This is a genomic window from Mycobacterium paraense (assembly GCF_002101815.1).
GTDB lineage: Bacteria > Actinomycetota > Actinomycetes > Mycobacteriales > Mycobacteriaceae > Mycobacterium > Mycobacterium paraense.
In genome coordinates, this window is the sequence record NZ_LQPM01000002.1 from 50256 (window position 1) to 73427 (window position 23172).

The 23172-nt window shown below is 69.8% G+C and carries 26 protein-coding genes and 1 pseudogene; 13 read left to right on the forward strand and 14 right to left on the reverse strand.

Annotation, left to right across the window (positions count from 1 at the left end; genetic code table 11):
- Positions 1–119 precede the first annotated feature (119 nt).
- Both AWB89_RS27800 and AWB89_RS00805 read left to right on the forward strand, forming a co-directional pair.
- Positions 120–227: pseudogene (locus AWB89_RS27800) on the forward strand (nitroreductase); the annotation flags it as partial.
- A 118-nt stretch (positions 228–345) separates the two neighbouring features.
- Positions 346–1446: a ferritin-like domain-containing protein gene (locus AWB89_RS00805; RefSeq protein ID WP_085171155.1), complete on the forward strand. Its 1101-nt coding sequence runs from the start codon at positions 346–348 to the stop codon at positions 1444–1446.
- Between the two features lie 16 nt (positions 1447–1462).
- Here the strand turns inward: AWB89_RS00805 and AWB89_RS00810 are convergent, their stop codons facing one another.
- Positions 1463–1864, reverse strand: a complete 402-nt coding sequence (locus AWB89_RS00810) for a hydrogenase (RefSeq protein WP_085171156.1) — start codon at positions 1862–1864, stop codon at positions 1463–1465.
- A 126-nt stretch (positions 1865–1990) separates the two neighbouring features.
- Here AWB89_RS00810 and AWB89_RS00815 point away from each other — a divergent pair, with 126 nt between their 5' ends.
- Together AWB89_RS00815 and AWB89_RS28415 are read left to right on the forward strand one after the other, a co-directional pair.
- A complete protein-coding gene (locus AWB89_RS00815; RefSeq protein WP_158089792.1) occupies positions 1991–2260 on the forward strand; it encodes a hypothetical protein in 270 nt (89 codons plus the stop codon).
- A gap of 166 nt (positions 2261–2426) precedes the next feature.
- Positions 2427–2702 carry a hypothetical protein gene (locus AWB89_RS28415; protein ID WP_158089793.1) on the forward strand — a complete coding sequence of 92 codons (276 nt, stop codon included), beginning with the start codon at positions 2427–2429 and terminating at the stop codon, positions 2700–2702.
- On the opposite strand, the gene AWB89_RS00825 is transcribed toward AWB89_RS28415, so the two are convergent.
- The gene (locus AWB89_RS00825) at positions 2644–3375 is read right to left on the reverse strand and encodes a superoxide dismutase family protein (RefSeq protein WP_085171159.1); all 732 of its coding nucleotides are present in this window, start codon (positions 3373–3375) and stop codon (positions 2644–2646) included. The genes AWB89_RS28415 and AWB89_RS00825 overlap by 59 nt on opposite strands.
- A gap of 110 nt (positions 3376–3485) precedes the next feature.
- Between AWB89_RS00825 and AWB89_RS00830 the strand changes: the two genes are divergently transcribed.
- Positions 3486–3905 carry a nuclear transport factor 2 family protein gene (locus AWB89_RS00830; RefSeq protein WP_085096353.1) on the forward strand — a complete coding sequence of 140 codons (420 nt, stop codon included), beginning with the start codon at positions 3486–3488 and terminating at the stop codon, positions 3903–3905.
- A 3-nt stretch (positions 3906–3908) separates the two neighbouring features.
- Here AWB89_RS00830 and AWB89_RS00835 read toward each other — a convergent pair whose 3' ends face one another.
- From AWB89_RS00835 to AWB89_RS00845, 3 genes are all read right to left on the reverse strand, one after another.
- Complete coding sequence (locus AWB89_RS00835; RefSeq protein WP_085171160.1) at positions 3909–4388, reverse strand: hemerythrin domain-containing protein; 480 nt, start codon at positions 4386–4388, stop codon at positions 3909–3911.
- Positions 4385–5281, reverse strand: a complete 897-nt coding sequence (locus tag AWB89_RS00840) for a Rieske (2Fe-2S) protein (RefSeq protein ID WP_085171161.1) — start codon at positions 5279–5281, stop codon at positions 4385–4387. The genes AWB89_RS00835 and AWB89_RS00840 overlap by 4 nt, the downstream gene beginning before the upstream one ends.
- Before the next feature lie 129 nt (positions 5282–5410).
- Complete coding sequence (locus AWB89_RS00845) at positions 5411–5719, reverse strand: WhiB family transcriptional regulator (RefSeq protein WP_068235825.1); 309 nt, start codon at positions 5717–5719, stop codon at positions 5411–5413.
- A gap of 365 nt (positions 5720–6084) precedes the next feature.
- On the opposite strand from AWB89_RS00845, the gene AWB89_RS00850 reads away from it, so the two are divergent.
- The 3 genes from AWB89_RS00850 to AWB89_RS00860 all read left to right on the forward strand — a co-directional run bounded on the left by AWB89_RS00850 (position 6085) and on the right by AWB89_RS00860 (position 8359).
- Entirely contained in the window at positions 6085–6897 is an 813-nt protein-coding gene (locus AWB89_RS00850; protein ID WP_085171162.1) for a tetratricopeptide repeat protein, read from the forward strand.
- Positions 6898–6978: 81 nt separating this feature from the next.
- Positions 6979–7554, forward strand: coding sequence for a sigma-70 family RNA polymerase sigma factor (locus AWB89_RS00855; RefSeq protein ID WP_068235861.1), 576 nt, complete (start codon positions 6979–6981; stop codon positions 7552–7554).
- On the forward strand, positions 7547–8359 hold the full coding sequence (locus AWB89_RS00860) for an anti-sigma-D factor RsdA (RefSeq protein WP_085171163.1): 813 nt from the start codon (positions 7547–7549) through the stop codon (positions 8357–8359). The genes AWB89_RS00855 and AWB89_RS00860 overlap by 8 nt, the downstream gene beginning before the upstream one ends.
- An 18-nt stretch (positions 8360–8377) precedes the next feature.
- Here AWB89_RS00860 and AWB89_RS00865 read toward each other — a convergent pair whose 3' ends face one another.
- Complete coding sequence (locus AWB89_RS00865; RefSeq protein WP_066907738.1) at positions 8378–8791, reverse strand: DUF5319 domain-containing protein; 414 nt, start codon at positions 8789–8791, stop codon at positions 8378–8380.
- Positions 8792–8941: 150 nt separating this feature from the next.
- Between AWB89_RS00865 and guaB the strand changes: the two genes are divergently transcribed.
- The 3 genes from guaB (at position 8942) to AWB89_RS00880 (ending at position 13564) form a co-directional block, all read left to right on the forward strand.
- Positions 8942–10546 (forward strand): IMP dehydrogenase, encoded by a 1605-nt coding sequence (guaB, locus tag AWB89_RS00870; RefSeq protein ID WP_085096494.1) that lies wholly within the window; start codon positions 8942–8944, stop codon positions 10544–10546.
- 14 nt (positions 10547–10560) lie between these two features.
- On the forward strand, positions 10561–11688 hold the full coding sequence (locus AWB89_RS00875; RefSeq protein WP_085096492.1) for a GuaB3 family IMP dehydrogenase-related protein: 1128 nt from the start codon (positions 10561–10563) through the stop codon (positions 11686–11688).
- A gap of 139 nt (positions 11689–11827) precedes the next feature.
- Entirely contained in the window at positions 11828–13564 is a 1737-nt protein-coding gene (locus AWB89_RS00880; protein ID WP_085096343.1) for a GMC oxidoreductase, read from the forward strand.
- Between the two features lie 9 nt (positions 13565–13573).
- Here the strand turns inward: AWB89_RS00880 and AWB89_RS00885 are convergent, their stop codons facing one another.
- A complete protein-coding gene (locus tag AWB89_RS00885) occupies positions 13574–14494 on the reverse strand; it encodes a TauD/TfdA dioxygenase family protein (protein WP_085171164.1) in 921 nt (306 codons plus the stop codon).
- A gap of 62 nt (positions 14495–14556) precedes the next feature.
- On the opposite strand from AWB89_RS00885, the gene AWB89_RS00890 reads away from it, so the two are divergent.
- Positions 14557–15135 (forward strand): TetR/AcrR family transcriptional regulator, encoded by a 579-nt coding sequence (locus AWB89_RS00890; RefSeq protein ID WP_085171165.1) that lies wholly within the window; start codon positions 14557–14559, stop codon positions 15133–15135.
- Here AWB89_RS00890 and AWB89_RS00895 read toward each other — a convergent pair.
- Genes AWB89_RS00895 through AWB89_RS00905 form a run of 3 tightly spaced genes read right to left on the reverse strand, consistent with a single transcriptional unit; the run spans position 15129 to position 18933 of the window.
- Positions 15129–17495, reverse strand: coding sequence for a glycoside hydrolase family 65 protein (locus AWB89_RS00895; protein WP_085171166.1), 2367 nt, complete (start codon positions 17493–17495; stop codon positions 15129–15131). The two genes, AWB89_RS00890 and AWB89_RS00895, sit on opposite strands and share 7 nt — an antisense overlap.
- Positions 17492–18304: a beta-phosphoglucomutase family hydrolase gene (locus tag AWB89_RS00900; protein ID WP_142282389.1), complete on the reverse strand. Its 813-nt coding sequence runs from the start codon at positions 18302–18304 to the stop codon at positions 17492–17494. Before AWB89_RS00900 ends, AWB89_RS00895 begins: the two co-directional genes overlap by 4 nt.
- Before the next feature lie 14 nt (positions 18305–18318).
- A complete protein-coding gene (locus AWB89_RS00905; protein ID WP_085171167.1) occupies positions 18319–18933 on the reverse strand; it encodes a TetR/AcrR family transcriptional regulator in 615 nt (204 codons plus the stop codon).
- Positions 18934–19040: 107 nt separating this feature from the next.
- Here AWB89_RS00905 and AWB89_RS00910 point away from each other — a divergent pair, with 107 nt between their 5' ends.
- On the forward strand, positions 19041–20162 hold the full coding sequence (locus AWB89_RS00910) for an NmrA family NAD(P)-binding protein (protein WP_158089794.1): 1122 nt from the start codon (positions 19041–19043) through the stop codon (positions 20160–20162).
- Here AWB89_RS00910 and AWB89_RS00915 read toward each other — a convergent pair.
- From AWB89_RS00915 to AWB89_RS00930, 4 genes are read right to left on the reverse strand one after another with little or no spacing between them, the layout of a single operon-like run.
- Positions 20133–20636: a DinB family protein gene (locus AWB89_RS00915; RefSeq protein ID WP_085171204.1), complete on the reverse strand. Its 504-nt coding sequence runs from the start codon at positions 20634–20636 to the stop codon at positions 20133–20135. The two genes, AWB89_RS00910 and AWB89_RS00915, sit on opposite strands and share 30 nt — an antisense overlap.
- A gap of 9 nt (positions 20637–20645) precedes the next feature.
- Entirely contained in the window at positions 20646–21539 is an 894-nt protein-coding gene (locus tag AWB89_RS00920) for an alpha/beta fold hydrolase (RefSeq protein WP_085171169.1), read from the reverse strand.
- 5 nt (positions 21540–21544) lie between these two features.
- Positions 21545–22345 carry a class I SAM-dependent methyltransferase gene (locus tag AWB89_RS00925; RefSeq protein ID WP_085171170.1) on the reverse strand — a complete coding sequence of 267 codons (801 nt, stop codon included), beginning with the start codon at positions 22343–22345 and terminating at the stop codon, positions 21545–21547.
- Complete coding sequence (locus tag AWB89_RS00930; protein ID WP_085171171.1) at positions 22342–23166, reverse strand: class I SAM-dependent methyltransferase; 825 nt, start codon at positions 23164–23166, stop codon at positions 22342–22344. The genes AWB89_RS00925 and AWB89_RS00930 overlap by 4 nt, the downstream gene beginning before the upstream one ends.
- Positions 23167–23172: the final 6 nt, after the last annotated feature.

Genomic DNA, 23172 nt, shown 5'->3' on the forward strand with positions numbered 1-23172 from the left:
TAACGTACGAAAGCCCAACGGTTTTCATGCATAAGCCCCACGGTCGGCGTCATGTGCATTGGGCGTGAGGCTCGGTCTCTGGTTGGGTTGGCAACGAGGACGGCGACCAGGGAAGCGGGCTGATCCTCTTCTGCGGCAGGTCGATCGGGTATGAGGACCCAGCCGTCGGCTACGCACGAACCGGGCGGGCGCCGCTCGACGAGACCGTCACCTTCGTACACGGTTAGTCCGCCCCGGTGGTCGGGGACGGGCTCCTTCGACAGGGTTGACGCGCCCCCGCGCTCGGGTGCACTGTGATACTCGTCATATGACCACTGGTCATACGTGGCAGAAAGGCGGCCGTCCGTGACCACCAAGGACAAGTACACAGAGGTGCCGACCCCGTACTCGTGGGAGGTTCCCAGCGTCGGCGACGCGCGCTTCACGTGGGAGTACGACGACGGCCGCGCGCGGCTCCTGTCCCTCTACCAAAAGGGGAAGGACAAGCAGTGGGACGCCCAGTCGCGCATCGACTGGGCGCAAGACGTCGACCCGATGAACCCGGTCGGGCTGCCCGACGAATTCCACCCGCTGTTCGGCAGCCCGATGTGGGACGCCGCCGACGACGCGCGTCGCGCCGAGATGCGCCAGCACTTCCAGGCCTGGCAGTTCTCGCAGTTCCTGCACGGCGAGCAGGGCGCGATGGTGTGCGCCGCCAAGATCGTCGAAGTCGTCCCGGACCTGGACGCCAAGTTCTACGCGGCCACCCAGACCATGGACGAGGCCCGGCACGTCGAGGCGTTCTCGCGGTTCCTGCAGGAGAAGGTCGACCTGGTCTACCCGATCAACAAGCACCTGACCGCGCTGCTGGACGACACCCTGCGCGACTCGCGCTGGGACATGCCCTACCTCGGCATGCAGGTGCTCATCGAGGGACTCGCGCTCGCCGCCTTCGGGGTGCTGCGCGACATGGCGCCGCAGGACTCACTGGCCAAGCAGTTGCTGGCCTACGTCATGCAGGACGAGGCCCGGCACGTCGCCTTCGGCCGCATCTCGCTCAAGGACTACTACGCCGCGCTGACCAAGGCCGAACGGGACGAGCGGGAAGAGTTCGTCGTGGACGCCTGCTACCTGATGCGCGACCGGTTCCGCGGCGAGGAGGTCTTCGAGACGCTCGGCATGGACGTCCAAGCGTGCGCCGAGTGGGTCGACTCGTCGCCGCTGATGATCCAGTTCCGCTCGCACCTGTTCAGCCGCATCGTGCCGATCGTCAAGGACATCGGGTTGTGGGGCGACAAGGTCCAGCAGGCCTTCCGGGACATGGGCGTGCTCGACATGGCCGGCTTCGACATCGAGGCGTTGATGAAGGCCGACGAGGACCAGGCCGACGCGCTCGACAAGGCGCACGCCGAGATGGCCGACCGGGCCAGCGAGGTGGACGAGGTGATCGCGGCCGGCGCGAGCTGACCCGGAGGTGTGGCCGTCAGAGCCCGGCGATGACGATGCCCACCCCGGCCACGATCGACACCGCGAGCGACACCAACAGGAAGCCGACCAACCCTTCCCTGCCCGCCGAGGCGACGTTGTCGGTCGCCGCGATCGGCGCGAATTTGCGGCCGGCGTCCCATGCTGCGGCGAGCAGCGTCGCCAGCCAGTTCGCAAAGGCGGCATAGACGATCAGCGCGACCGCCGTGATCCCCCACGCGGCGGGCAGGTGGATGTGTGGCCAGAGCAGGCCGAGCACCACCAGGAACATGCCGTTGAGTACCGCCTCGAGGTGGCTGGACAGCCCCATGCGGGGGTTCTTCAGTGCGGGAATGGCAAACCCGGTGAGCAGGCCGAGGAGAAACAGGACCAATCCGAGCGTGAAGAGCACCGTCTGCATGTCAGCACAGTAGGGGCGTGGGGCCGCGCCCGCCGCCGCCTTCGCCGATCGCGGCAAAAATATGAGAGGCATATGAGCGGGACGCCGGGCGAACTCCGCGCGGGGCCCGTGTGCGAGCGTGTGGTTGTGGTCCCGGAACCGCAGTTGGCCGAGGCGCTCAGGCAGGCGTCGAGCTATTTGTGGATCGCCGACGTGGCCGGCAAGAGGAACCTCCCGATGATCCAATCGCTGTACAGCTTTGCCGCGCGGCAGATGGTCGCCTACACCGAAGACGGCGACGAGTGGCACCTGCGGGCCGCCGTGGCCGCCGCGCGGGACGCCACCAAGATGCACCACCTGCTCACCGAACGCGGCGCGGGCGCACCCGGCACCCTCGCCAATCCGACGAACCTCTGACGCGCCGGCGCGTCAGACGTGCACGTCGCGAAGCCCGGCGGCGAAGCGCACGCCCGAGCAGTTGTAGCACCCCACGCACCCAACGCAATTGGTGCAGCCGAAGCAGCCCAGACACGCGACACAACGCCGGCACAAGGCGCACGCCACACACGCGATGCTGCCGGCGATGGCCGCGCTGCCTACCGTCGCGATCGATCCGGCCACCGCCGTACTCGCCACGGTCGCCGCCGATCCGGCCACCGCGGCGCTGGCCACCGTGCCCGCCGAACCGGCGACGGCGGCGCTGGCCACCGTCCCCACCGAACCGACGACCGCGGCGTTCGCCGCGGCGTCTTCGGGACGGACCGGATCGCTGCTGGCGCTAGCCGGGTTGACCACGTCGGTCAGCGGCTGGGCGGAAGGCTGGGAGGCGTCGTCACGGTGTAGTTCGGCGTGGTCGTGACCGTCGGGGCGCTGGTGACCGTGACGGTGCTGGTGCTGGTGCTCGTCGACGGCGGTGGCACGGCGGTGGTCGTCGTGACCGTGGTGACGCTCGTCGTCTCCGTGGTCGACGACGTCGTCGTCGCCGACGCCGCGGCGATCACACCGCAAGCGATGTGCTTGCTCGACTCGCCGGCGGGGGCGGAGCCGAGGTTGTCCGCGCTCTGGTGGATGACCAGCGCGGTGCCCGAGCTGCTTCTCAGGTCCGCGGCGGTGAACGAGTTGCTGGTCGTGACGAGCTTCGCCGAACCGTCGGAGCGCACCTGCAACGCGGTCAGGTCGCCGCTGGCGGGGTAACCGGTGTGGCCTGGCGCCTGGTACACGCTTCCGGCGGAGCTGAAATCGCTGCCCTCGCACTTGCCCACCGAGTGGATCTGCAGCCCGTGGAAACCGGGGCTCAGGACCTGATTGGGGCCGGCCTCCACGGTCACGGTCGCGTAGCCGTTCGCGAAATCGAAGGTGGCGGTGGCGACCTGAGTCCCGTCGGAGCTCTTCACCTGCGTGGTCATCCGCTCGGTGCCCGGCGGCGCGCTGGACGACGTCGCGGACTGGTTACCGCTCTGGTTGGCGCATGCGGCTAACGGTGCGACGGTCGCGGTCAGTGCCGCGGCGGCAAACACTAAACCTTTATTCATTGACCGGACCTACCCCAATTGGCGAAAGCCGAAACGAGCCGCGGCCCCTATGCAAACCCGCCGCCGCGCGCAATGCTCGACGCAGGTGGGGGCCGGACTAGGAGGACGACATGTCAGCACCCACGGCCGAGGAGATCCGCGCCGCGCTCGAGCGGCACGTCCAGTTGTGGAACGCCGGCGACAAGGAGGCGTGGCTCGCGCACTGGAAGCGCGTCGTGCCGGGTGAGGTCACGATGGAGGACCCCGTCGGCACGCCGGTGAAACGCGGGTGGGACGTCATGGGGGAGGTGTGGGACGCCTCGCCGAACGCCGACTGGAAACTGGGCATCGACCTGCTCTACGTGTGCGGCGCGACCGGCGCGGCCGTCATTCGCAACTCGGGCGCCGTGAACGGCGAGCCGGCCGTCATTCAGAGCATCGAGATTTACAGGTTCGGCGACGACGGCTCGCTGCACACGTCGACGTTCTGGGACCTCGCGGCCGGCAACGAGTACGCGCAGTGGACGGCGGAGACCGGCGCGGCGAGCTGACGGCTACAGCGCGCTGAGCAAGGCCTTGCGGCCCCGCACCCGCAGCTTGTGCAGGTCCGATTGCCGCAACCGGGCGATGCGCTCGACCATCTGATTCCCCAGTGCCTCGAGCATGTCGCCGTCCAAATCGATTGGGGGCGGGCACAGGTCGCGCTCCTCCTCGCTGGCATGGGCGTCCAGCACCAGGACGAACGAGCGCCATTCGTCCTCATAACCGGGTGCGGTCGGCGGCGTCCGAAGGAGCACGGCAAGCTGATCCCAGACCTGCCGGTGTTCGGCGTGGGCGATCGCCACGAGTTCGGTTGCCGCCGAGACCGCCGGATAGAACAGGTCGTCCTCGATCCGCATGTGGATGTCCAGCTCGATCAACAGTTCGTCCAGTGCGCTTTGGCGCTCATCGGCGTCCGGCGGTATCGCGGTGATCTGCTCGCACAGCCCGCGCAAGACCTTGTGGTGTTCGAAAAGCACGTCGTAGGCGCTCATTTCGCGACTCCGCGCACCTCGACCAGCCCGTCGCGGACCCGCACCGGGTAGCTCGGGAGCGGCGCCGTCGCCGGACCGCGCAGCACCTGCCCGGATTCGCACGCGAACCTGGAACCATGCCACGGGCACACGATGCGGTCGCGGTCGATCCAGCCGTCGCCCATCGGCGCGCCCAGGTGCGGGCAGCGCTCACCGACGGCGAGCACCCGGCCGTCGTTGCGGTACAGGACCAGGCCGACGCCGTCGACCTCGACCCGCCGCGGCTGGCCGTCCAGCGCCGTCGCCGGCAGCACCGGCGTCCAGCGGTCGCCGCTCAGCCTGGCGCCGGCGCGATCGACCCCGGCGGCCGACCCGAACACCAACGCGCCACCCAAATACCCGCTACCGAGGGTGAGGCCATAACCCAGGGCGCTGCTCGCCATGCCACGCAGGTGACGGTTGCGGCGACGGTCCCACCACGACACCGCGTACAGGACCGTCGCGACGCCGTTCAGCGCCCCGTGGACAAGGCCGATCCGCCGCGACCGCTCGTGGGTGTGTTGCCAGTCCGTCAGGCCGGTGGCGGCCGCGCCGACGCTGCCGACGATCCCGACGCCCAACGCGAACCTCGACGCGTCACGCCATCCCGGCGCGCGACCCGGCAGCAGGCCGGCGGCGTCCATGGCCACCGTCGTGGCCACCGCCCCGGTGGGCACGGACGTCAGCGCCGGGTGCAGCGGATGACCGAGCCAGGTGCCGTGCAGCGCGTTGCTGACCCGGTCCCGGTAGCGGCCCAGGGCGGCGAAAAGAAAGGTCAGACCGTGCTCGACCCGGTAACTCGGCCGGTCCAGCCATTCCTGCTGTCCGAGGGTGGTTCGTAGGCGATCTGGAAAAGGTTGTGACTGTCGGGCCACCGCACGCCTCCCGTGCACTGAGCGAACCGACGCGGCGCAGGGGGTCTCGACGCCAGGTCGACGATGGGCACGACCGGCGGGCGGCCGAGTCCACCCCTAGGACACGGGGCGGGAGGCCGAACTGTTCAATCAGGCCGAACGGCGGATGCCGCGGCTGCGGCCGATGTCGCCCTTGAGGAGCATGTCGCGCTCGGATTCCGACAGGCCGCCCCAAACGCCGTAGGGCTCACCGACTTCCAGCGCGTGCGAACGGCACTCCTGAATCACCGGGCACTGCCGGCACATCTCCTTGGCGCGCTGTTCGCGCTGCATGCGGGCGCGGCCGCGCTCGCCGTCGGGGTGGAAGAACATCGACGAGTCGACCCCGCGGCACAGGCCTTGCAGTTGCCAGTTCCAGATGTCGGCGTTGGGGCCAGGTAGCTGCTCAGGCTGTGGCATAGGATCGTTCCCTCTCTGCACGGCACGCCCAGAAGGACGGGTCGCGAAGCGCCCGAAAAGCGGTTGTGCAACTGATTTTGGAGTGGCGTCACCGATGACTACCCGACAAACCTAGAACTTAGGGGGGCGGGCGAATTTCCGTCAATAGCCACTTAGGTCGGCAAAATATGTAAGCGTTGTAGCAAATTTAACTCGCCGTTCATCTGCCACCCATTTGACGACCGAAAACCGTGCTACCAGGCACTTGGCCGAACCGAGATTTCCCAGCTCAGCGGGCGAAGGGGGAGCGAGACCAATTAGTACGCGGCGCATGGCGATTAACAGTTCGGTAACACGATCAGCACGAAGTGTTTACTACTATCACCGTGATTGAAACTCGTCACACTTCGGTGATTCAGCACACACTGGCCGCGGCCGCGTTCGGGGACCGGCCCGGCGGCTGGCCGCTGCCGGCGGCGAGCGGCCCGGAGCAACTGTGGTTGCGCGCCGTCGCGGCGGGCGGGCAGGGCCGCTACGGCAGCGCCTACCGCGACCTCGCGGTGCTGCGGCGCAGCGCCTCCGACGGCCGGTGGGCGTCGCTGGCGCACAGCACCCACGGGTCGTTCCTGCGTCAGCTCGGCTGGCACACGTTGGCGCGGGGCTGGGACGGGCGCGCGCTGGCGCTGGCAGGCGGGGATCCCGAGGCCCGCGCCGACGCGCTGATCGGGCTGGCGGCCGACGCGCTGGGCATCGGCCGGTTCGCCGCCGCCGCAACGTTGTTGCGTCGCGTGGACCTGACGCCCGGCACGGTCCCCGAGCGACTGCCGGTGCGCCGAGGGTGGGTGGCCGCGGAGCTGGCGATGGCCTCCGGCGACGGCTGGTCGGCCGTGCGGCACGCCGAGGAGGCGGTGGAGCTGGCCGGCGCGACGGGCCAACCGTCGGCGCGGCACCGGGTGAAGAGCGAGGTGGTGTTGGCCGCCGCGCTGTGCAGCGCCGGCGAGATCGAGCGCGCCCGGGCGGTCGCGGAGTCGGCGCTGGACGCCACCGGCCGGCTCAACCTGACGCCGCTTCGTTGGGCGTTGGCCTGCTTGCTGATTGACATCGAAAGTGTCACGTTTTCAGCACAAAATTTGCAGGAAATTCGCGATATCTGTGCAGGCCAGGTGCGGCGCGCCGGGGGCGCGTGGCGTTCCGCTTAAATCGGCCTTGCGCCCGTTATTGTCATTTCGACAGTTAGCCCGCGATGTGTCCCGTTCGTAACGTTGGAGATACCGCCGTCGATGACAATTCAAGGGGAACGTCTCGACGCTGTGGTTGCGGAGGCCGTGGCGGGAGACCGGAACGCCCTACGGGAGGTGCTGGAGACCATCCGTCCGATCGTCGTGCGATATTGCCGGGCGCGCGTCGGCACAGTCGAACGGGGCGGCCTCTCAGCAGACGACGTGGCTCAGGAGGTGTGTTTGGCCACCATCACGGCGCTGCCGCGGTACCGAGAGCGCGGGCGACCGTTCCTGGCTTTCCTGTACGGCATCGCGGCCCACAAGATCGCCGACGCGCACCGGGCCGCCGGCCGTGACCGCGCCTACCCCGCGGAGACCGTTCCCGAGCGCTGGTCTCCCGAGGCGGGGCCGGAACAGCGGGCCATCGAGGCCGATTCGGTCAGCCGCATGAACGAGTTGCTGGAGATCCTGCCCGCCAAGCAACGCGAGATCCTGATCCTGCGCGTGGTCGTCGGCCTGTCCGCCGAGGAGACCGCCGCCGCCGTCGGCAGCACCACCGGCGCGGTCCGGGTGGCCCAGCACCGGGCGCTGAACCGGCTCAAGTCCGAAATCATCGCGGCGGGTGACTATGCCTGAATCCCTCGACGAATTCGCCCAAACCGACTTGCTCCTCGACGCGATCGCCGAGCGCCGGCCGGTCGACCTGGACGACGCCAACGACCCCAATTTCGAAGCGCTGGCGGTTCTGCTGGAGGACTGGCGCGACGACCTGCGGTGGCCGCCGGCCAGCGCGCTGGTGGCGCCGGAGGAGGCGATCGAAGCGCTGCACACCGGGCTCGCCGAGCGCAAGCGCGCGCGCCGCGGCCTGGCGACGATCGGTTCGGTGGCCGCAACCCTGTTGGCGCTCAGCGGCTTTGGCGCCATGGTGGTCGAGGCCCGTCCCGGCGACGCGCTGTACGGGCTGCACGCGATGTTCTTCGACCAGCCGCGGGTCAACGACAGCCAGATCGAGCTGTCCGCCAAGGCCGAACTGGCGAAGGTTCAGCAAATGATCGACCAGGGTCAGTGGACGCAGGCGCAGGATCAGCTGGCCCAGGTCAGCAGCACCGTCCAATCCATGAACGACGGGGCCAGCCGGAACGATCTGCTGGACGAGGTGAACTTGCTCAACACCCGCGTGGAGTCGCGCAACCCCAACGCGACCATGCCGCCCGCGGCGCCAAAGCCCAAGCCGCCGGCGGCGTCGTCGACGACGTCAGTCGCGCCCGGTCCGACGACCACACCGCCGTCGGTGGCCAGCACGACGGCTCCGGCGCCGAGCGCATCGACGAGCCCGACAAGCCCCGCGGTCACTCCGACTACGAGTCCGTCCTCGGGTCGGCACCGGCATCACGGCCACTCGTCCACGCCGTCCTCGGTGGCACCGGACGAAACGCCCTAGCGGCGATTAGCGCCGCGGTTAGCGGCGGTGGAAGCCGTCCGCGTCTGACGAGGTCGCCTCGTTGAGCGACGCGTCGGCATATCCCCGGCAGTAATCCCACGTGACGTAGGAGTCCGGTTCGGGGTCGTAGGCGGGCTCATGCGGACGGACGGTGCCGTCGATGAGCAGCTGCAGCAGGTTGGCCCGCAACATGTCCCAGTCGTGGTAGTGGTCCTGCTGGCATTCGTCGCAGCACACCACCAGCCCGCGAATGCCCTTGTGCGCCAACAGGGCCTCGTACACTGCCAGATCCGCCAGGTCGGCCTCGACCGCCATCCGCTCCTGCTGATCCAGCGGTTGCCCCGGCTCGACGGCTTCGAGCGCCGCCGACGGATCGCAGGGGTCGTCGGCGAACGGGTCGGGTGGCAAACCCGGCGGGAGGTGGTCACGCACGCCCCTAGCCTACGCAGGGGGGCCGTCATAGCGCCAGCAGGGACATGCCCGTCGTCCGGCGTCCGCGGCACGCCCGGGCAAGCGGCTCCGGGGGCCCCGGGAGCCGATAGGATGGGCTTCTCACTCCGCGCGCGTATGGAGGGCCTCCCGATGACCCGTGGCATGTCCCACTTAGAAGACAGCTCCGACCTGGTTGTCGGCGCGTACGTGCGCGACCCCCATCTACAGGGGCTGGCCGACGACCCCGTGCCGACGGGGGGCGACAACCCGTACAAGATCGCGATGCTCGGCCTGACCTTCGACGACGTCCTGCTGTTGCCCGCGGCCTCCGACGTGGTCCCGGCCACCGCGGACACCTCCAGCCAGCTCACCAGGAAGATCCGGCTCAAGGTGCCGCTGGTCAGCTCGGCGATGGACACCGTCACCGAGTCGCGGATGGCCATCGCGATGGCCCGCGCCGGCGGCATGGGCGTGCTGCACCGCAACCTGCCGGTCGCCGAACAGGCCGCGCAGGTCGAGATGGTGAAGCGCTCCGAGGCCGGCATGGTCACCGACCCGGTCACCTGCCGCCCGGACAACACGCTGGCCCAGGTCGACGCCATGTGCGCGAAGTTCCGGATCTCCGGGCTGCCGGTGGTTGACGAGTCCGGCGCCCTGGTCGGCATCATCACCAACCGCGACATGCGCTTCGAGGTCGACCAGACCCGGCCCGTCGCCGAGGTCATGACCAAGGCCCCGCTGATCACCGCGCAGGAGGGCGTCAGCGCCGACGCGGCGCTGGGCCTGTTGCGGCGCAACAAGATCGAGAAGCTGCCCGTGGTCGACGGCCACGGCAGGCTGACCGGCCTCATCACCGTCAAGGACTTCGTCAAGACCGAGCAGCACCCGCTGGCCACCAAGGACAGCGACGGGCGGCTGCTGGTCGGCGCCGCCGTCGGCGTCGGCGGGGACGCCTGGGTGCGCGCGATGATGCTGGTCGACGCCGGCGTCGACGTGCTGATCGTCGACACCGCGCACGCGCACAACCGGCTGGTGCTCGACATGGTCGGCAAGCTCAAGGCCGAGGTCGGCGACCGCGTCGAGGTGATCGGCGGCAACGTCGCCACCCGGGCGGCGGCCGCGGCGCTCATCGACGCCGGCGCCGACGCGGTCAAGGTCGGTGTGGGCCCCGGATCCATCTGCACGACGCGGGTGGTCGCCGGCGTCGGCGCGCCACAGATCACGGCGATTCTGGAGGCCGTCGCGGTGTGCCGGCCGGCGGGCGTGCCGGTGATCGCCGACGGCGGGTTGCAGTACTCCGGCGACATCGCCAAGGCGCTGGCCGCCGGTGCGTCGACGACCATGCTCGGCTCGCTGCTGGCCGGCACCGCCGAGGCGCCCGGCGAGCTGATCTTCGTCAACGGCAAACAATTCAAGAGCTACCGCGGCATGGGGTCGCTGGGCGCGATGGCGGGGCGGGGCTCCGGATCGGGCAAGTCCTACTCCAAGGACCGCTATTTCGCCGACGACGCCCTCTCCGAGGACAAGCTGGTGCCCGAGGGCATCGAGGGCCGGGTGCCGTTCCGCGGGCCGCTGTCGTCGGTCATCCACCAGCTGACCGGCGGCCTGCGCGCCGCGATGGGATACACCGGCTCGCCCACCATCGAGGCGCTGCAACAGGCGCAGTTCGTCCGGATCACGGCGGCCGGCCTGCGGGAGAGCCATCCGCACGACGTGGCCATGACCGTCGAAGCGCCCAACTACTTCGCGCGGTGAGCAGCGAACTGGCCATGGTCGAGATCGGGATGGGCCGCGTCGCCCGTCGCACCTACGAACTCAGCGAGATCAGCATCGTGCCGTCGCGGCGCACCCGCTCCTCGCAGGACGTCTCCACGGCGTGGCAGCTGGACGCCTACCGGTTCGAGATCCCGGTCATCGCGCATCCGACCGACGCGCTGGTGTCGCCGGAGTTCGCCATCGAGCTGGGCCGCCTCGGCGGCCTGGGCGTGCTCAACGGCGAGGGGTTGATCGGCCGGCACGCCGACGTCGAGGCCAAGATCGCGCAGCTGCTCGAGGCCGCCGAGAAGGAGCCGGAACCGTCGGCGGCGATCCGGCTGCTGCAGGAGCTGCACGCCGCGCCGCTGGACCCCGAACTGCTGGGCTCGGCGGTCGCGCGCATCCGCGAGGCCGGCGTGACCACCGCGGTGCGGGTCAGCCCGCAGAACGCGCAGGCGCTGACCCCTGCGCTGCTGCAGGCCGGGATCGACCTGCTGGTCATCCAGGGCACCATCGTCTCGGCCGAACGGGTCGCCAGCGACGGTGAGCCGCTGAACCTGAAGACCTTCATCTCCGAGCTCGACGTCCCCGTCGTCGCCGGCGGCGTGCTGGATCACCGCACCGCGTTGCACCTGATGCGGACCGGCGCCGCGGGCGTAATCGTCGGCTACGGCTCCACCCGCGGGGTGACCACCAGCGACGAGGTGTTGGGCATCAGCGTGCCGATGGCCACCGCCATCGCCGACGCCGCGGCCGCGCGCCGCGAATACCTCGACGAGACCGGCGGCCGCTACGTGCATGTGCTGGCCGACGGCGACATCCACACCTCGGGCGAGCTGGCCAAGGCCATCGCGTGCGGCGCCGACGCCGTCGTGCTGGGCACGCCGCTGGCCGAATCCGCCGAGGCGCTCGGCGGCGGATGGTTCTGGCCGGCCGCGGCGGCGCACCCGTCGCTGCCGCGCGGGGCGTTGCTGCAGATCGCGGTCGGCGAACGCCCGCCGCTGCGGCAGGTCCTGAGTGGTCCGTCCGACGACCCGTTCGGCAGCCTGAATCTGGTCGGCGGCCTGCGCCGCTCGATGGCCAAGGCCGGTTATTGCGACCTCAAGGAGTTCCAGAAGGTCGGCCTGACGGTCGGTAGCTGAGCCCTACGGCCGCCGAATGTGCGGCCAGCCGCACCCTCGCCTTCGAGTGTGCGGCCAGCCGCACACTGGGCCTGGCGGTCGGTAGCTGAGCCCGGGGGCTCGCTGGTTTATTACCGACGGGTACGGCCATACTGGTGCCATGAAGCCGGATTACGACGTCCTGATCATCGGTTCGGGATTCGGGGGCAGCGTCAGCGCGCTGCGGCTGACGGAAAAGGGCTACCGGGTGGGCGTCCTGGAGGCCGGCCGCCGCTTCTCCGACCAGGAGTTCGCCGAGACCTCGTGGGACCTCCGGAAGTTTCTGTGGGCTCCCAAGCTCGGTTGCTACGGCATCCAGCGCATCCACCCGCTGCGCAACGTGATGATCCTGGCCGGCGCGGGCGTGGGCGGCGGCTCGCTCAACTACGCCAACACGTTGTACGTGCCGCCGGAGCCGTTCTTCTCCGACCAGCAGTGGGCGCACATCACCGACTGGCGTGACGAGCTGATGCCGCACTACGAGCAGGCGCAGCGGATGCTGGGCGTGGTCGAGAACCCGACGTTCACCGACGCCGACCGCCTCGTCAAGGAGGTCGCCGACGACATGGGCTGCGGCGACACCTGGGTGCCGACGCCGGTGGGGGTGTTCTTCGGCCCGGACGGCACCAAGGCGCCGGGCAAGACCGTGCCCGACCCGTACTTCGGCGGCGCCGGGCCCGACCGCACCGGCTGCCTGGAATGCGGCTGCTGCATGACCGGATGCCGCTACGGCGCCAAGAACACGCTGGTGAAGAACTACCTCGGCCTGGCGGAATCGCATGGCGCGCAGGTCATTCCGATGACCACGGTGAAGAGCTTCGAGCAGCGCCCCGACGGGCTGTGGGAGGTCCACACAGTGCGCACCGGAAGCTGGCTGCGCCGCGACCGGCGCACCTACACCGCCGAAAACCTGATCCTGGCCGCGGGCACCTGGGGCACCCAGCACCTGCTGTTCAACATGCGCGACAAGGGCAAGCTGCCCCGCCTGTCGAAGCGCCTGGGCGTGCTGACCCGGACCAACTCCGAGTCGATCGTCGGTGCCGCGACGCTCGAGGTGCTGCCCGATCTGGACCTGACGCACGGCGTGGCGATCACGTCGTCGATCCACCCGACGTCCGACACCCACGTCGAGCCGGTCCGCTACGGCAAGGGCTCCAACGCGATGGGGCTGCTGCAGACGCTGATGACCGACGGCGAGGGTCCCGAGGGCACCGACGTGCCGCGGTGGAAGCAGTTGCTGGACCAGGCCCGCGAGGACCCGCGCGGAATCGTGCGCATGATCAACGTCCGCCAGTGGAGCGAGCGCACGGTGATCGCGCTGGTGATGCAGCACCTGGACAACTCGATCACCACCTTCACCAAGCGCGGCAAGCTCGGAATCCGTTGGTATTCGTCCAAGCAGGGGCACGGCGAGCCGAACCCGTCGTGGATCCCGGTCGGCAACGAGGTCACCCGCCGCATCGCCGCCAAGATCGACGGCGTGGCCGGCGGCACCTGGGGCGAGCTGTTCAACATCCCGCTGACGGCCCACTTCCTGGGCGGCGCGGTGATCGGCGACAGCCCCGAACGCGGCGTCATCGACCCGTATCACCGGGTCTACGGCTATCCGACGCTGTACGTGGTGGACGGCGCGGCGATCTCGGCGAACCTGGGCGTCAACCCGTCGCTGTCCATCACCGCGCAGGCCGAGCGGGCCGCCTCGATGTGGCCGAACAGGGGCGAACAGGACCTGCGGCCGCTGCAGGGCGATACCTATCGCCGGCTGTCGCCGATTCCGCCCGAGCACCCGGTGGTGCCGGCGCATGCTCCGGGCGCGCTGCGCTGGCTTCCTATCGACCCGGTGAGTACCGCGGGCTGACCCCTCGCGTCAGCTCGCGATCTCCTCCGGGGTGCTCACGTCGAGCGGGACGCCGCTGACGACCCGGCTGCGTTGGCCGTGCACGTTGACGGGCACGTCGCCCATCAGCGTGACGCGGTGCATCAGCCGGTGCTGGCCGTCGTAGTCGTCGATCGCCCGGTGCTGCGTCGCCCGGTTGTCCCAGATGGCGACGTCACCGTAACTCCAGCTCCAGCGAATGGTGTTCTCGGGCATGGTGATTCGTCGTTGCAGGAGCTCGAACAGCACGCTCGATTCGTAGCTGTCCATCCCGACGAACCCGCGCACGAAGTCGCCGAGCACCAGCGTCCGCTCACCGGTCTCCGGGTGCACGCGGACCACGGGGTGCTCGGTTTGGAACTCCTTTTTCTCGAACGCCTGCCGGAATGCCCGCTGCGCGTCGGTCAAGGTCTCGGTGAAGGCCGCTTCGGTGATGTAGTCGTGGCGGTTGCTGTGCAACGCCCACAGGTTGTCGACGAGCCACTTCAGCGGCTCGGGCAGGTGGTCGTAGGCCGCCGCGGTGGACGCCCACAGCGTCGAACCCCCGTAGCTGGGCAGCGTGACGGCGCGCAGGATCGAGGCCGCGGGGTAGTTCGCGGCGAACGTGACGTCGGTGTGCCACCGCGTCGCCTTGCCGTACTCGGAGTTGATCGGCGTGATGATCGGCGCGTTCTCCGCGGCGAGGAACTTCGCGGCGGGGTGCCCGATCGGGGTGCCCAGCAGCCGCGCGAACGCCAGCTGCGCCTCGTCGTCGAGGTGGTCCTGCCCGCGGAAGAAGATCACTTTGTGGGCCAGCAGGGCCGCGCGGATCTCGTCGACGCTGGCCGGGTCGAGGTCGCCGCCCAGGCGCACGCCGTCGAGTCGGGCGCCGATCCGGCTGCCCAGCTTGGTGACGGTGAGGGAGTGGGTCATTTCTTTCGTCCTTTTGCCGCGATCGGGTGTAGTCAACTGACTACATGAGTTAGTGTAGTCATATGACTACAACTTCGGCAAGGGCCGGCCGGAAAAATCCCACCGGGCGAGAAGAGGTGGGCGCCGCGATCCTGGAGGCCGCCACCGAGCTGTTCGCCGAGCGGGGCCCGGCGGCGACGTCGATCCGCGACATCGCCGCCCGGTCAAAGGTCAACCACGGCTTGGTTTTCCGACACTTTGGCACCAAGGACCAGCTCGTCGGCGCCGTGCTCGACCACCTGGGCGCGGGCACGACCGCGTTGCTGCAGAGTGACCCGACCCCCGAGGAGGCGGAGCGGGCGCTGGACCGCCACCTGCGGGTCATGGCGCGCACGCTGCTCGACGGCTACCCGGCGGGCAAGTTGCAGTCGCGGTTCCCCGGCGCCTCGCAGATGTACGACGACATCCGCCCCATGCACGGCCCCGGCCCCGACGGGGACCTCAGCGCGCGGCTCGCCGTGGCGAACGCCTTTGCGCTGCAGTTCGGTTGGCGGCTGTTTGCCCCTTTTTTACGCTCGGCGGTCGGCATCGATGACCTGCCGGATACCGAACTGCGTCAGGCGATCGCCACCGAAATTTCCCGGGTCCTGCAACCTCACTGAGTGCGGGCCAGGGCGCGCCGGTGCAGCGGTTCGCGGCCCGGCGGCTGCTGCGGCGTCGGCAACAGAGGTTTGCGGACGCGCACGGGGACGGTCGTCGGCGCGTCGGTGCTCAGCGTGAGCTGCCCGCCGGCGTGCCGGATGGTCAGCTCGTGCTCGGGCCCGTCCTGCACCGCGTAGGTGACGTCGGCGTGGTTGACGTCGACGGTGAGCCGGAAGTCGCGCCAGCGCAGCCGGAACCTGAGCCGCGAAATGCCGTCCGGCAGTTGGGGATCCAGCGACAGGATGCCCTCGTCGTCGCGCAGGCCGCCGAAACCCACCACCAGCGTCATCCAGGCCCCGGCGAGCGAGGCCATGTGCAGTCCGTCGCGGGTGTTGTGGTGCAGGTCGCGCAGGTCGATCAGCGCGGCCTCGTAGGCGTAGTCGTGGGCCAGCTCCAGGTGCCCCACCTCGGCGCACATCACCGCCTGGGTGCAGGCCGACAGGGACGAGTCGCGCACCATGCGCCGCTCGTAGTAGTCGACGTTGCGCGCCTTCTGTTCGGGGGTGAACGCGTGGCTCTGCCACTGCATCGCCAGCACGAGGTCGGCCTGCTTGATCACCTGAGCGGGGTAAAGCCGAACGTAGGCCTCGTTCAGCAGCAGGGGATAGGTGGTGTTCTTTTCGAAGTCCCATTCGGCGAAGGTGGTGAACCCGTCGCACTGCTGATGCACGCCCAGTTCGGCGTCGTAGGGGATGTTGACGGCATCGGCCGCGTCGCGCCAGGAGGCGGCTTCCTCGGTGGTGACTTCGAGCGCCGTCGCCTCCTCCGGGTGGCGGTTGCAGGCGTCGGCGGCGGTCACCAGGTTGTGCGCGGCCATCAGGTTCGTGAAGACGTTGTCGCGCACGATCGCCGTGTACTCGTCGGGCCCCGTGACCCCGTCGAGGTGCCAGACGCCGTGCCGGTCGTGGTGCCCGAGCGACATCCACAGCCGCGCGGTCTCGACGAGCACCTTGAGGCCGCAGTCGCGCTCCAGCTCGTCGTCGCCGGTGACGGTGCGGTACCGCTCGAAGGCCATCGCGATGTCGGCGTTGATGTGCCAGGCCGCCGTGCCGGCCGGCCAGTACGCCGAGCACTCCTGCCCGCGGATGGTGCGCCACGGGAAGCTGGCGCCCTCCAGCCCGAGTTCGGCCGCGCGCTCCTTGGCCAGTTCCAGCGTCGACGCCCGCCAGCGCAGCGCGTCGGCGACGGTGTGCGGCGCGGTGTACGTCAGCACCGGCAACACGTACCCCTCGGTGTCCCAGAAGGCGTGGCCGTCGTAGCCGGTTCCGGTGAGCCCCTTGGCGGCGATGGCGCGGCGTTCGGCGCGGGCGCTGGCCTGCAGCAGGTGGAACATCCCGAAGCGGACGGCCTGCTGGGATTCGGGGTCGCCCTCGACCTCGACGTCCGCGTTCTCCCAGAAGTCGTCGAGGTAGGCCCGCTGCGCGTCCAGCAGCCCCTGCCACCCGGTGTAGCGGGCGCTGTGGATCGCGGCGGCGGCCTGGTCGCGCAGCGCGGGGCGCGAGCGCATGCTCGACCAGCCGTACGCCAGATACTTGACGATGCGCAGCTTCTGGCCCGCGCGCAGCCCGCAGATGACCGTGGTCCGGGCCAGGTCCGGGCGGGCGTCGGTACTGAATTCGACGCGGCCGGGGACGTCGATTTCGTGATCCATCGCGGCCGACATCATCAGGGCGCTGGCCCGGGTCCGGTGCATGAGAAGCGCTCCGGTCTCGGTCTTTTCGTGGTCGACGGCCTCGAGCGGGTTCTCCAGGATCGCCGACACCCGGGGGTCGTCGGAGGTCTCGGGCTGGTCCTCGTTGGTGACCAGCTCGGACTGCACGGTCACGCGGACGAATTCGTCGACCGCCTCCACCACGTACTCGATGGCGGCGACGCCGCGCTGGGCCAGCGAGACCAGCCGGGTGGACACGACCCGGACCTCCTTGCCGGCCGGCGAGCGCCAGTGCGCGCGGCGCGTCAGTGTCCCGGCGCGCAAATCGAGCACCCGCTCGTGCGACATCAGCTCGCCGTAGCGGACGTCGAAGGGCTCGTCCTCGACCAGCAGCCGGATGATCTTGCCGTTGGTGACGTCGACGATCGTCTGGCCCGCCTCCGGGTAGCCGAAGCCGGCCTCGGCGTAGGGCAGCGGCCGGATCTCGTAGAAGGAGTTCAGGTAGGTGCCCGGCAGGCCATGCGGCTCGCCCTCGTCGAGGTTGCCGCGTAGCCCGATATGGCCATTGGCCAGCGCGAACAGCGATTCCGACTGCGCCAGCAGGTTCAGGTCGAGCTTGGTCTCGCGAACCTGCCACGGTTCGACGGGGTAGCACTCCTCGGTGATCATGACAGCAGGTCGGCGAGATCGGTGACCACGACGTCGGCGCCGTTGCGGCGCAAGTCGTCGGCCTGGCCCACCCGGTCGACGCCCACCACGTAGCCGAAATTACCGGCCCGGCCGGCCTGCACGCCCGACAACGCGTCCTCGAACACGGCCGCCTCGTCGGGGCCGACGTCGAGCAGCTCGGCCCCGCGCAGGTAGGAGTCCGGGGCCGGCTTACCGGCGATGTGCTCCTCGCGCAGCGTGACGCCGTCCACCCGCTTCTGGACGTAGCGGTCCAGGCCGGTGATCTCGAGGACGTCGCGGGTGTTGGCGCTCGACGACACCACGGCGATCCCGAGGCCGGCGGCCGAGACCGCTTCGAGGTAGCGCCGGGAGCCGTCGAAGACCTCGACGCCGTCGTCGTGCAGGACCTTTTGGAACATGTCGTTCTTGCGGTTGCCCAGGCCGTAGATCGTCTCCTTGTCGCCGGGGTCGTCCGGGTCGCCGTCGGGCAGCTCGATGCCGCGGCTGTCCAAGAACGAGCGCACGCCGTCTTCGCGCTTCTTGCCGTCGACGTATTTGCGGTAGTCGGCGGCCGGGTCGAACGGGACGAACTTCTCTCCGGTTCGCTCGGCCCGTTCGGACAGGTAGGCGTCGAACATGGCCTTCCAGGCCTTGGTGTGGACGCTCGCGGTGTCGGTGAGCACACCGTCGAGGTCGAACAGACAGGCACGCACCTTCTCCGGCAGACCCAGCCCTGGGCTCACTGCGGACCTCACTCTCAGCTCGCGGGCGACTTCTTGGTGCGATACCCACTCCACCACGCGAAGCATGCGTGCCGCCAGCGTCACTCGTTCAGCAGCCCTCGTTCGATGAGGTCGAGCACCCGGGCCCGTGAAAACCTGACGGCGGCGGGGCTCGCGGGCAGCGGTCCGTCGAGGAGCAGGCCGGCCAGGCCGTGCACGGCGGACCAGGCCGCGACCTCGGCTCCCTGCCGGCGGTCGGCGTCCAGCAGGCCGGCGGCCTGGGCTTCGTCGAGCACTTGGCCGAGGACCCCGAAGGGGTCGGCGGTGGCGTCCGCTGGCTCCGCGGACGTCGCGGGGTGCGAGGTGAATGCGGTGCGGAACAGGCCCGGCTCGGAGATCGCGAAGTCGATGTAGGCGGTGCCGACCGCGCGCAGTCTCTTGCGCGGGTCGGTGCTGCGATTGACGCGACGGCGCATCTGCTCGGCCAGTTCGTTGCGCGCGAAGCGCGACACCTCGGCCAACAGCGCCTCGCGGTCGGCGAAGTGGCGGTAGGCGGCCGAGTGCGACACCCCGGCGGCCCGGGCCGCCTCGCGCAGGATCACCCGATCGGGTCCGCCCTGGCGCGCCAGCGCGATGCTCGCCTCGATCAGGGCGGACTGCAACGCGCCGTGGTGGTAGCCCTTTTTGCCGGCGGGGCCGGCGCCGACGGAACCCATGCCATCACGATCTCACGCCGGCCGAGATGTTGACAACGGTCACATCGCGGTCGCATACTGCTGATGTAACCATTGGTCACATATCGAAGGTCGAAAGGGGAACTCCAATGACGAACGCACGCGTGCTGGTCACCGGCGCCACGGGAAAGGTCGGCGGCGCGGTGGCGACCCAATTGCTGGAACGGGGCGTGGCCACCAGGGCATTGGTGCATCGCGACGACGGGCGCAGTGACCGGCTGCGGGCGCGGGGCGCCGAGGTTGTCGTGGCGGATATGCTTGACATTCAACAGGTTCGGGCAGCGGTCGACGGCGTGGATCGGCTGTTCTTCAACCCCCCGTACCACCCGCATGCGCTCGACAGCGCGGTCAGCTTCGCGGTGGCCGCGCGTGATGCGGGCGTTGAGGCGGTGGTCGCGCTGGGCCAGTGGCTGGCCAGTCCCGAGCATCCGGCCCTGATGACGCGCCAACAGTGGTTGGCCGACAAGCTGTTTGCGCTGCTGCCGGACACCGCGCACGTCGCGGTCGATCCCGGCTTCTTCGCGGACAACTATTTCCAGGTGCTGCCGATGGCCGTCCAACTCGGGGTGTTACCGATGCCGCACACGGGCGGCCGGCTCAACGCGCCCCCGTCCAACGAGGACATCGCCCGGGTCGCGGTGGGTGTGCTGCTCGACCCGCACCGCCACGACGGTCGCGCCTACCGCCCGACGGGCCCAAAGCTGTTGTCCGGGGCGGACATCGCCGAGGCGGTCGGTGAGGCGCTCGGCCGGCGGGTCCGTCTTATGGAGATTCCGTCGTGGATGTTCCTGCGAGCGGTGAGCGTGAGCGCCAAGCGGCTCGGCGTCGACATGTTCTTCGAGTCCGGATTGCGCCATTACCTGCCGGAGACCGGCCTGGGCACCTGGGAGGTGGGCGGCCCCACCACCCACGTGCGTGACGTCGCGGGCGTCGAACCGGAAGACTTTCTCACGATCGCCCGCCGCTACGTCAACGCGGCGGACACCCGGCGCACCGCGGGCGGGATGCTGCGCGAGATCGGCAGTCTCATGCTGACCGGACTGGTGCCGACGCCCCGGCTCGACCGCTTCGACCGGCGCCAGCAGCATCCCCGACCCGCCCGGCCGCGGCATTCCGGCGAGTCGGCCGTCTGGCTCGGCGAGCACGCGCCGTCCGTTGACCCGGCCCGCTACCGGTTCGGCCTAGGCGAGAACCTGGCGCTTGATGTCTAGCAGGTGGTGACGCACGTCGTGCACGGTATTGGCGGCCACCCAGCGCAGCGTCCGCTCGGTGCGCTGCGGCCAGTTGCTGACGATGCGGAGCTCCCAATCGCGGGTGCCGAGCCGGCTCAGAGTGTTCGCCAGCAGCCGCGCGGCGATCGTCACCTCCTCGGCGACCTCGGCCGGGTCGCTCTCGGCGTATCCGTCATGGGCGACGCGTCCGTCGCGGCCCATCGGCACGGCGGCGGGCACGTCGGTGCGGCGGGCCAGCAGCACCCGCTCGCGCTGGGTGATCAGTACGTCGCGGACGTGGCAGGCGTACTCCAGCGGGGACCACCGCTCCGGCGCGGTCCGCCGCGCGAGGGCGCGCCGTTCGGTGGTGACGAGGAGACGCGCCAATTCGGCAACGGCGGACCGGATCTCGTCGCCGGCGCGGGTCGCGGCGGTCAGGTCGTAGGCGTATCCGCACTCCTCGCACCGTTCCACCCGCACAGCTTAGGGAATGGCGGGCCTGCCGGTGCTCTGCCGGATGATGCGGACCATTTCGGTGGGGCGCTCCAGGGCCGAGAAATGCCCGACGCCGGGCACCGTGAGGGCCCGGACACCAAGCAGGCGCGCGACCTGTTCCCGATCCGCCGGGCGCGACCAATCCCGCTCGCTGTAGACCAGCGTGACCGGCGTAGTCACCTGCGCGTAGCGGCTTTTGGCGTCGATGAGCCCGGGGAGGATGCGCATGATGGCCCGATTCACCCTGGGGTAGCCGCGCCGGCGGCCGCTTCGCCGTAGCTCGGCGAGGAAGTCCGTGGGCAACGCGTGGTGGTCGGCGAAGCCGCCGGCCAGCACGCCTTTGAGGATGAGGCGGTTTTCCAGTCCGGCGAAGATCGGTCCCGATCCGGGCAGCCGGACGCCCGTCCCGATCAGGCGGGCCAACCAGTTGCCGCGTTCCAGCCCGCCCGGGTAGTCGTAGGGATTGAACGCGATCACGTTACTCACCCGGTCCGTCAGCTCGATCGAGGCCAGCACCGCGAGAGCGCCGCCCATCGATTCGCCGGCCAAGGTCACGTCGCGCAAATCCAGCGCCGTGACGAATTCGACGACGGCGCCCCGCAATTCGGCCTCGTCGTAGCGGGCGCCGGGCGCGATGTCGGACCATCCCATGCCGGGCAGGTCCAGGGCGTACACCGTGAAGTCGTCCCAGAGCGCGGGGATCACCCGCTGGAAGTAGTCGAGCTGGGTGCGAACGGTGTGCAGCAGGACGAGCGGAGGGCCGGTTCCCGCCGTGAAGTAGCGCAGCCGGGAGCCGTCGGACCGCGGCAGGAACCCGACCTCGCCGCGGCCGCGGCTCCAGGTCAGCGTGTAGTGCTGGTCGGGAATCTCGTTGGTGTGCATGCCATTCACGCTTCGCTCACGGCCTGGATGGCGCGGACGCGTCCGTCGGCCAGGGCCTGGGTGAGGTTGTCGGCCTTGCGCGCAAAGTCGGTGACGAAGGCGTGCAAACCCAGCGGGTTGGCGGGCTGCGCCAGCACGGCCTGCATGAGCGCGGCGGCCGGGTCGGTGAGGTCGTTCCAGGCCACGACGGTGAACCCGGCGGATTCGACGGCGGCGCGCAACTCGGCCGGGGTGACCAGGTGGCTGCGCGTGGGATCGTCGGCCCAGGGGAGGGGATACTCGAGTTCGCCGTCGCCGATCGTGATGTCCCACAGGGCGAGCCGCCCACCCTTCTTCAGCACCCGGTGCGCCTCGCCGTACAGCCGCGCTTTGTCGGCCACGTTCATCTGGACGTGCTGGCTGAGGACGACGTCGAAGGTGGCGTCGGCGAAGGGGAGTTCGGTGACGTCGGCCTGGCGGACCTCGATCTGGGCGTCGAGGCCGACGAGTCGGTTGAGCCAGCGGTTCGTGTCGCAGTATTCGTCGGTGAGGTCCACCGCGGTGACCCGGGCGCGGTAGCGGTCGGCGACGTAGCGGGCGGTGCCGCCGACCCCGCTGCCGGCGTCGAGGACCTCGCTCTCGGCGGTGATTCCCGCGAGGTCGACCAGCTGCGCGGTCGCGATGCGGCCCATCGTGTGGAAGTCCTCGAGCAGGCCGAGGTCGGCGGGTGCGAGGCGGTCGAGGTCCTTGCCGGCGGCGACGAGGGCACGCTCGATGTTGTTGCGCGACAGGCCCGTCGAGTACTGGTCGGAGATTGTGGCGTTCATTTCTGCACCTCGGCCGACGCGGTGATGATGGAGGGCATGGTGATCAGGGCATTGGCCGCGAGCGCCTCCTCGCGGAACCGCGGGACGAACTCGCCGATGTCACCGAGGTCGTCGAGGCCGAAGCCCCCTTGTTCTGCGACGGGCGAGACGAGCCGCCAAACTTCCGCGCCGTAGGCGAGGATGTCGCCGTCGGCGGCTGTGCCGATCGGTGCTCCGATGGTCAGCCGCGGCGCGCCCAGGCCGGCGTCGGCGAAGACGGTGTGCAGCGTTGTGCCGAACCGCGGGCTGATCCCCATGGCCTCGAAGGCGCGGACGATGCCCGCCGTCACCTGGCTGAACAGCGGTAGGTCCGGGACGCTGCGTGCCCGGGTGATGTCGATCTCGGCGAACGCCATCACGCCGCCGGGGCGCAGCAGCGAGGCGAGGTGGCGCAGGGTGGCGGCCGGGTCGGGGAGGTGCATCAGGATCAGCCGGCCGATGACGGCGTCCACGGGTTCGTCCAGGGTGATGCCGTCGATCGCCGATTGCACGAAACGGACCGTGGTCAAGCCTTTTTCGGCGGCGCGGGCGCTGGCCAGTTCGACCATCGCGGGGGCGGCGTCGACGCCGAGCACGCTTCCCGTCGGGCCGACCAGCCCGGCCGCGACGAACGATACGTCGCCGGGCCCGCTGCCGATGTCGAGTACGCGCATGCCCGGCCGCAGCCCGGCGAGCCGCAGCGCGTGCTCGGTATAGCCGTCATACAGCCGTGCCTGCAGGAGCAGCCGCTGTACCTCCGCGTCCGCGTGCCCGAGGACGTATGTGCTGCCGGATGTACTCATTGGTTT

What these genes read in the sequence shown, in the direction of transcription:
- AWB89_RS00810 (WP_085171156.1), bottom strand. Translation starts at nt 1,864, where the DNA reads ATGCAGACGGTGCTCTTCACGCTCGGATTGGTCCTGTTTCTCCTCGGC.
- AWB89_RS28415 (WP_158089793.1), top strand. Translation starts at nt 2,427, where the DNA reads ATGGCCGCGCTGCCTACCGTCGCGATCGATCCGGCCACCGCCGTACTC.
- AWB89_RS00825 (WP_085171159.1), bottom strand. Translation starts at nt 3,375, where the DNA reads ATGAATAAAGGTTTAGTGTTTGCCGCCGCGGCACTGACCGCGACCGTC.
- AWB89_RS00830 (WP_085096353.1), top strand. Translation starts at nt 3,486, where the DNA reads ATGTCAGCACCCACGGCCGAGGAGATCCGCGCCGCGCTCGAGCGGCAC.
- AWB89_RS00835 (WP_085171160.1), bottom strand. Translation starts at nt 4,388, where the DNA reads ATGAGCGCCTACGACGTGCTTTTCGAACACCACAAGGTCTTGCGCGGG.
- AWB89_RS00845 (WP_068235825.1), bottom strand. Translation starts at nt 5,719, where the DNA reads ATGCCACAGCCTGAGCAGCTACCTGGCCCCAACGCCGACATCTGGAAC.
- AWB89_RS00855 (WP_068235861.1), top strand. Translation starts at nt 6,979, where the DNA reads ATGACAATTCAAGGGGAACGTCTCGACGCTGTGGTTGCGGAGGCCGTG.
- AWB89_RS00860 (WP_085171163.1), top strand. Translation starts at nt 7,547, where the DNA reads ATGCCTGAATCCCTCGACGAATTCGCCCAAACCGACTTGCTCCTCGAC.
- guaB (WP_085096494.1), top strand. Translation starts at nt 8,942, where the DNA reads ATGACCCGTGGCATGTCCCACTTAGAAGACAGCTCCGACCTGGTTGTC.
- AWB89_RS00875 (WP_085096492.1), top strand. Translation starts at nt 10,561, where the DNA reads ATGGTCGAGATCGGGATGGGCCGCGTCGCCCGTCGCACCTACGAACTC.
- AWB89_RS00880 (WP_085096343.1), top strand. Translation starts at nt 11,828, where the DNA reads ATGAAGCCGGATTACGACGTCCTGATCATCGGTTCGGGATTCGGGGGC.
- AWB89_RS00885 (WP_085171164.1), bottom strand. Translation starts at nt 14,494, where the DNA reads ATGACCCACTCCCTCACCGTCACCAAGCTGGGCAGCCGGATCGGCGCC.
- AWB89_RS00890 (WP_085171165.1), top strand. Translation starts at nt 14,557, where the DNA reads ATGACTACAACTTCGGCAAGGGCCGGCCGGAAAAATCCCACCGGGCGA.
- AWB89_RS00895 (WP_085171166.1), bottom strand. Translation starts at nt 17,495, where the DNA reads ATGATCACCGAGGAGTGCTACCCCGTCGAACCGTGGCAGGTTCGCGAG.
- AWB89_RS00900 (WP_142282389.1), bottom strand. Translation starts at nt 18,304, where the DNA reads ATGCTTCGCGTGGTGGAGTGGGTATCGCACCAAGAAGTCGCCCGCGAG.
- AWB89_RS00905 (WP_085171167.1), bottom strand. Translation starts at nt 18,933, where the DNA reads ATGGGTTCCGTCGGCGCCGGCCCCGCCGGCAAAAAGGGCTACCACCAC.
- AWB89_RS00910 (WP_158089794.1), top strand. Translation starts at nt 19,041, where the DNA reads ATGACGAACGCACGCGTGCTGGTCACCGGCGCCACGGGAAAGGTCGGC.
- AWB89_RS00920 (WP_085171169.1), bottom strand. Translation starts at nt 21,539, where the DNA reads ATGCACACCAACGAGATTCCCGACCAGCACTACACGCTGACCTGGAGC.
- AWB89_RS00925 (WP_085171170.1), bottom strand. Translation starts at nt 22,345, where the DNA reads ATGAACGCCACAATCTCCGACCAGTACTCGACGGGCCTGTCGCGCAAC.
- AWB89_RS00930 (WP_085171171.1), bottom strand. Translation starts at nt 23,166, where the DNA reads ATGAGTACATCCGGCAGCACATACGTCCTCGGGCACGCGGACGCGGAG.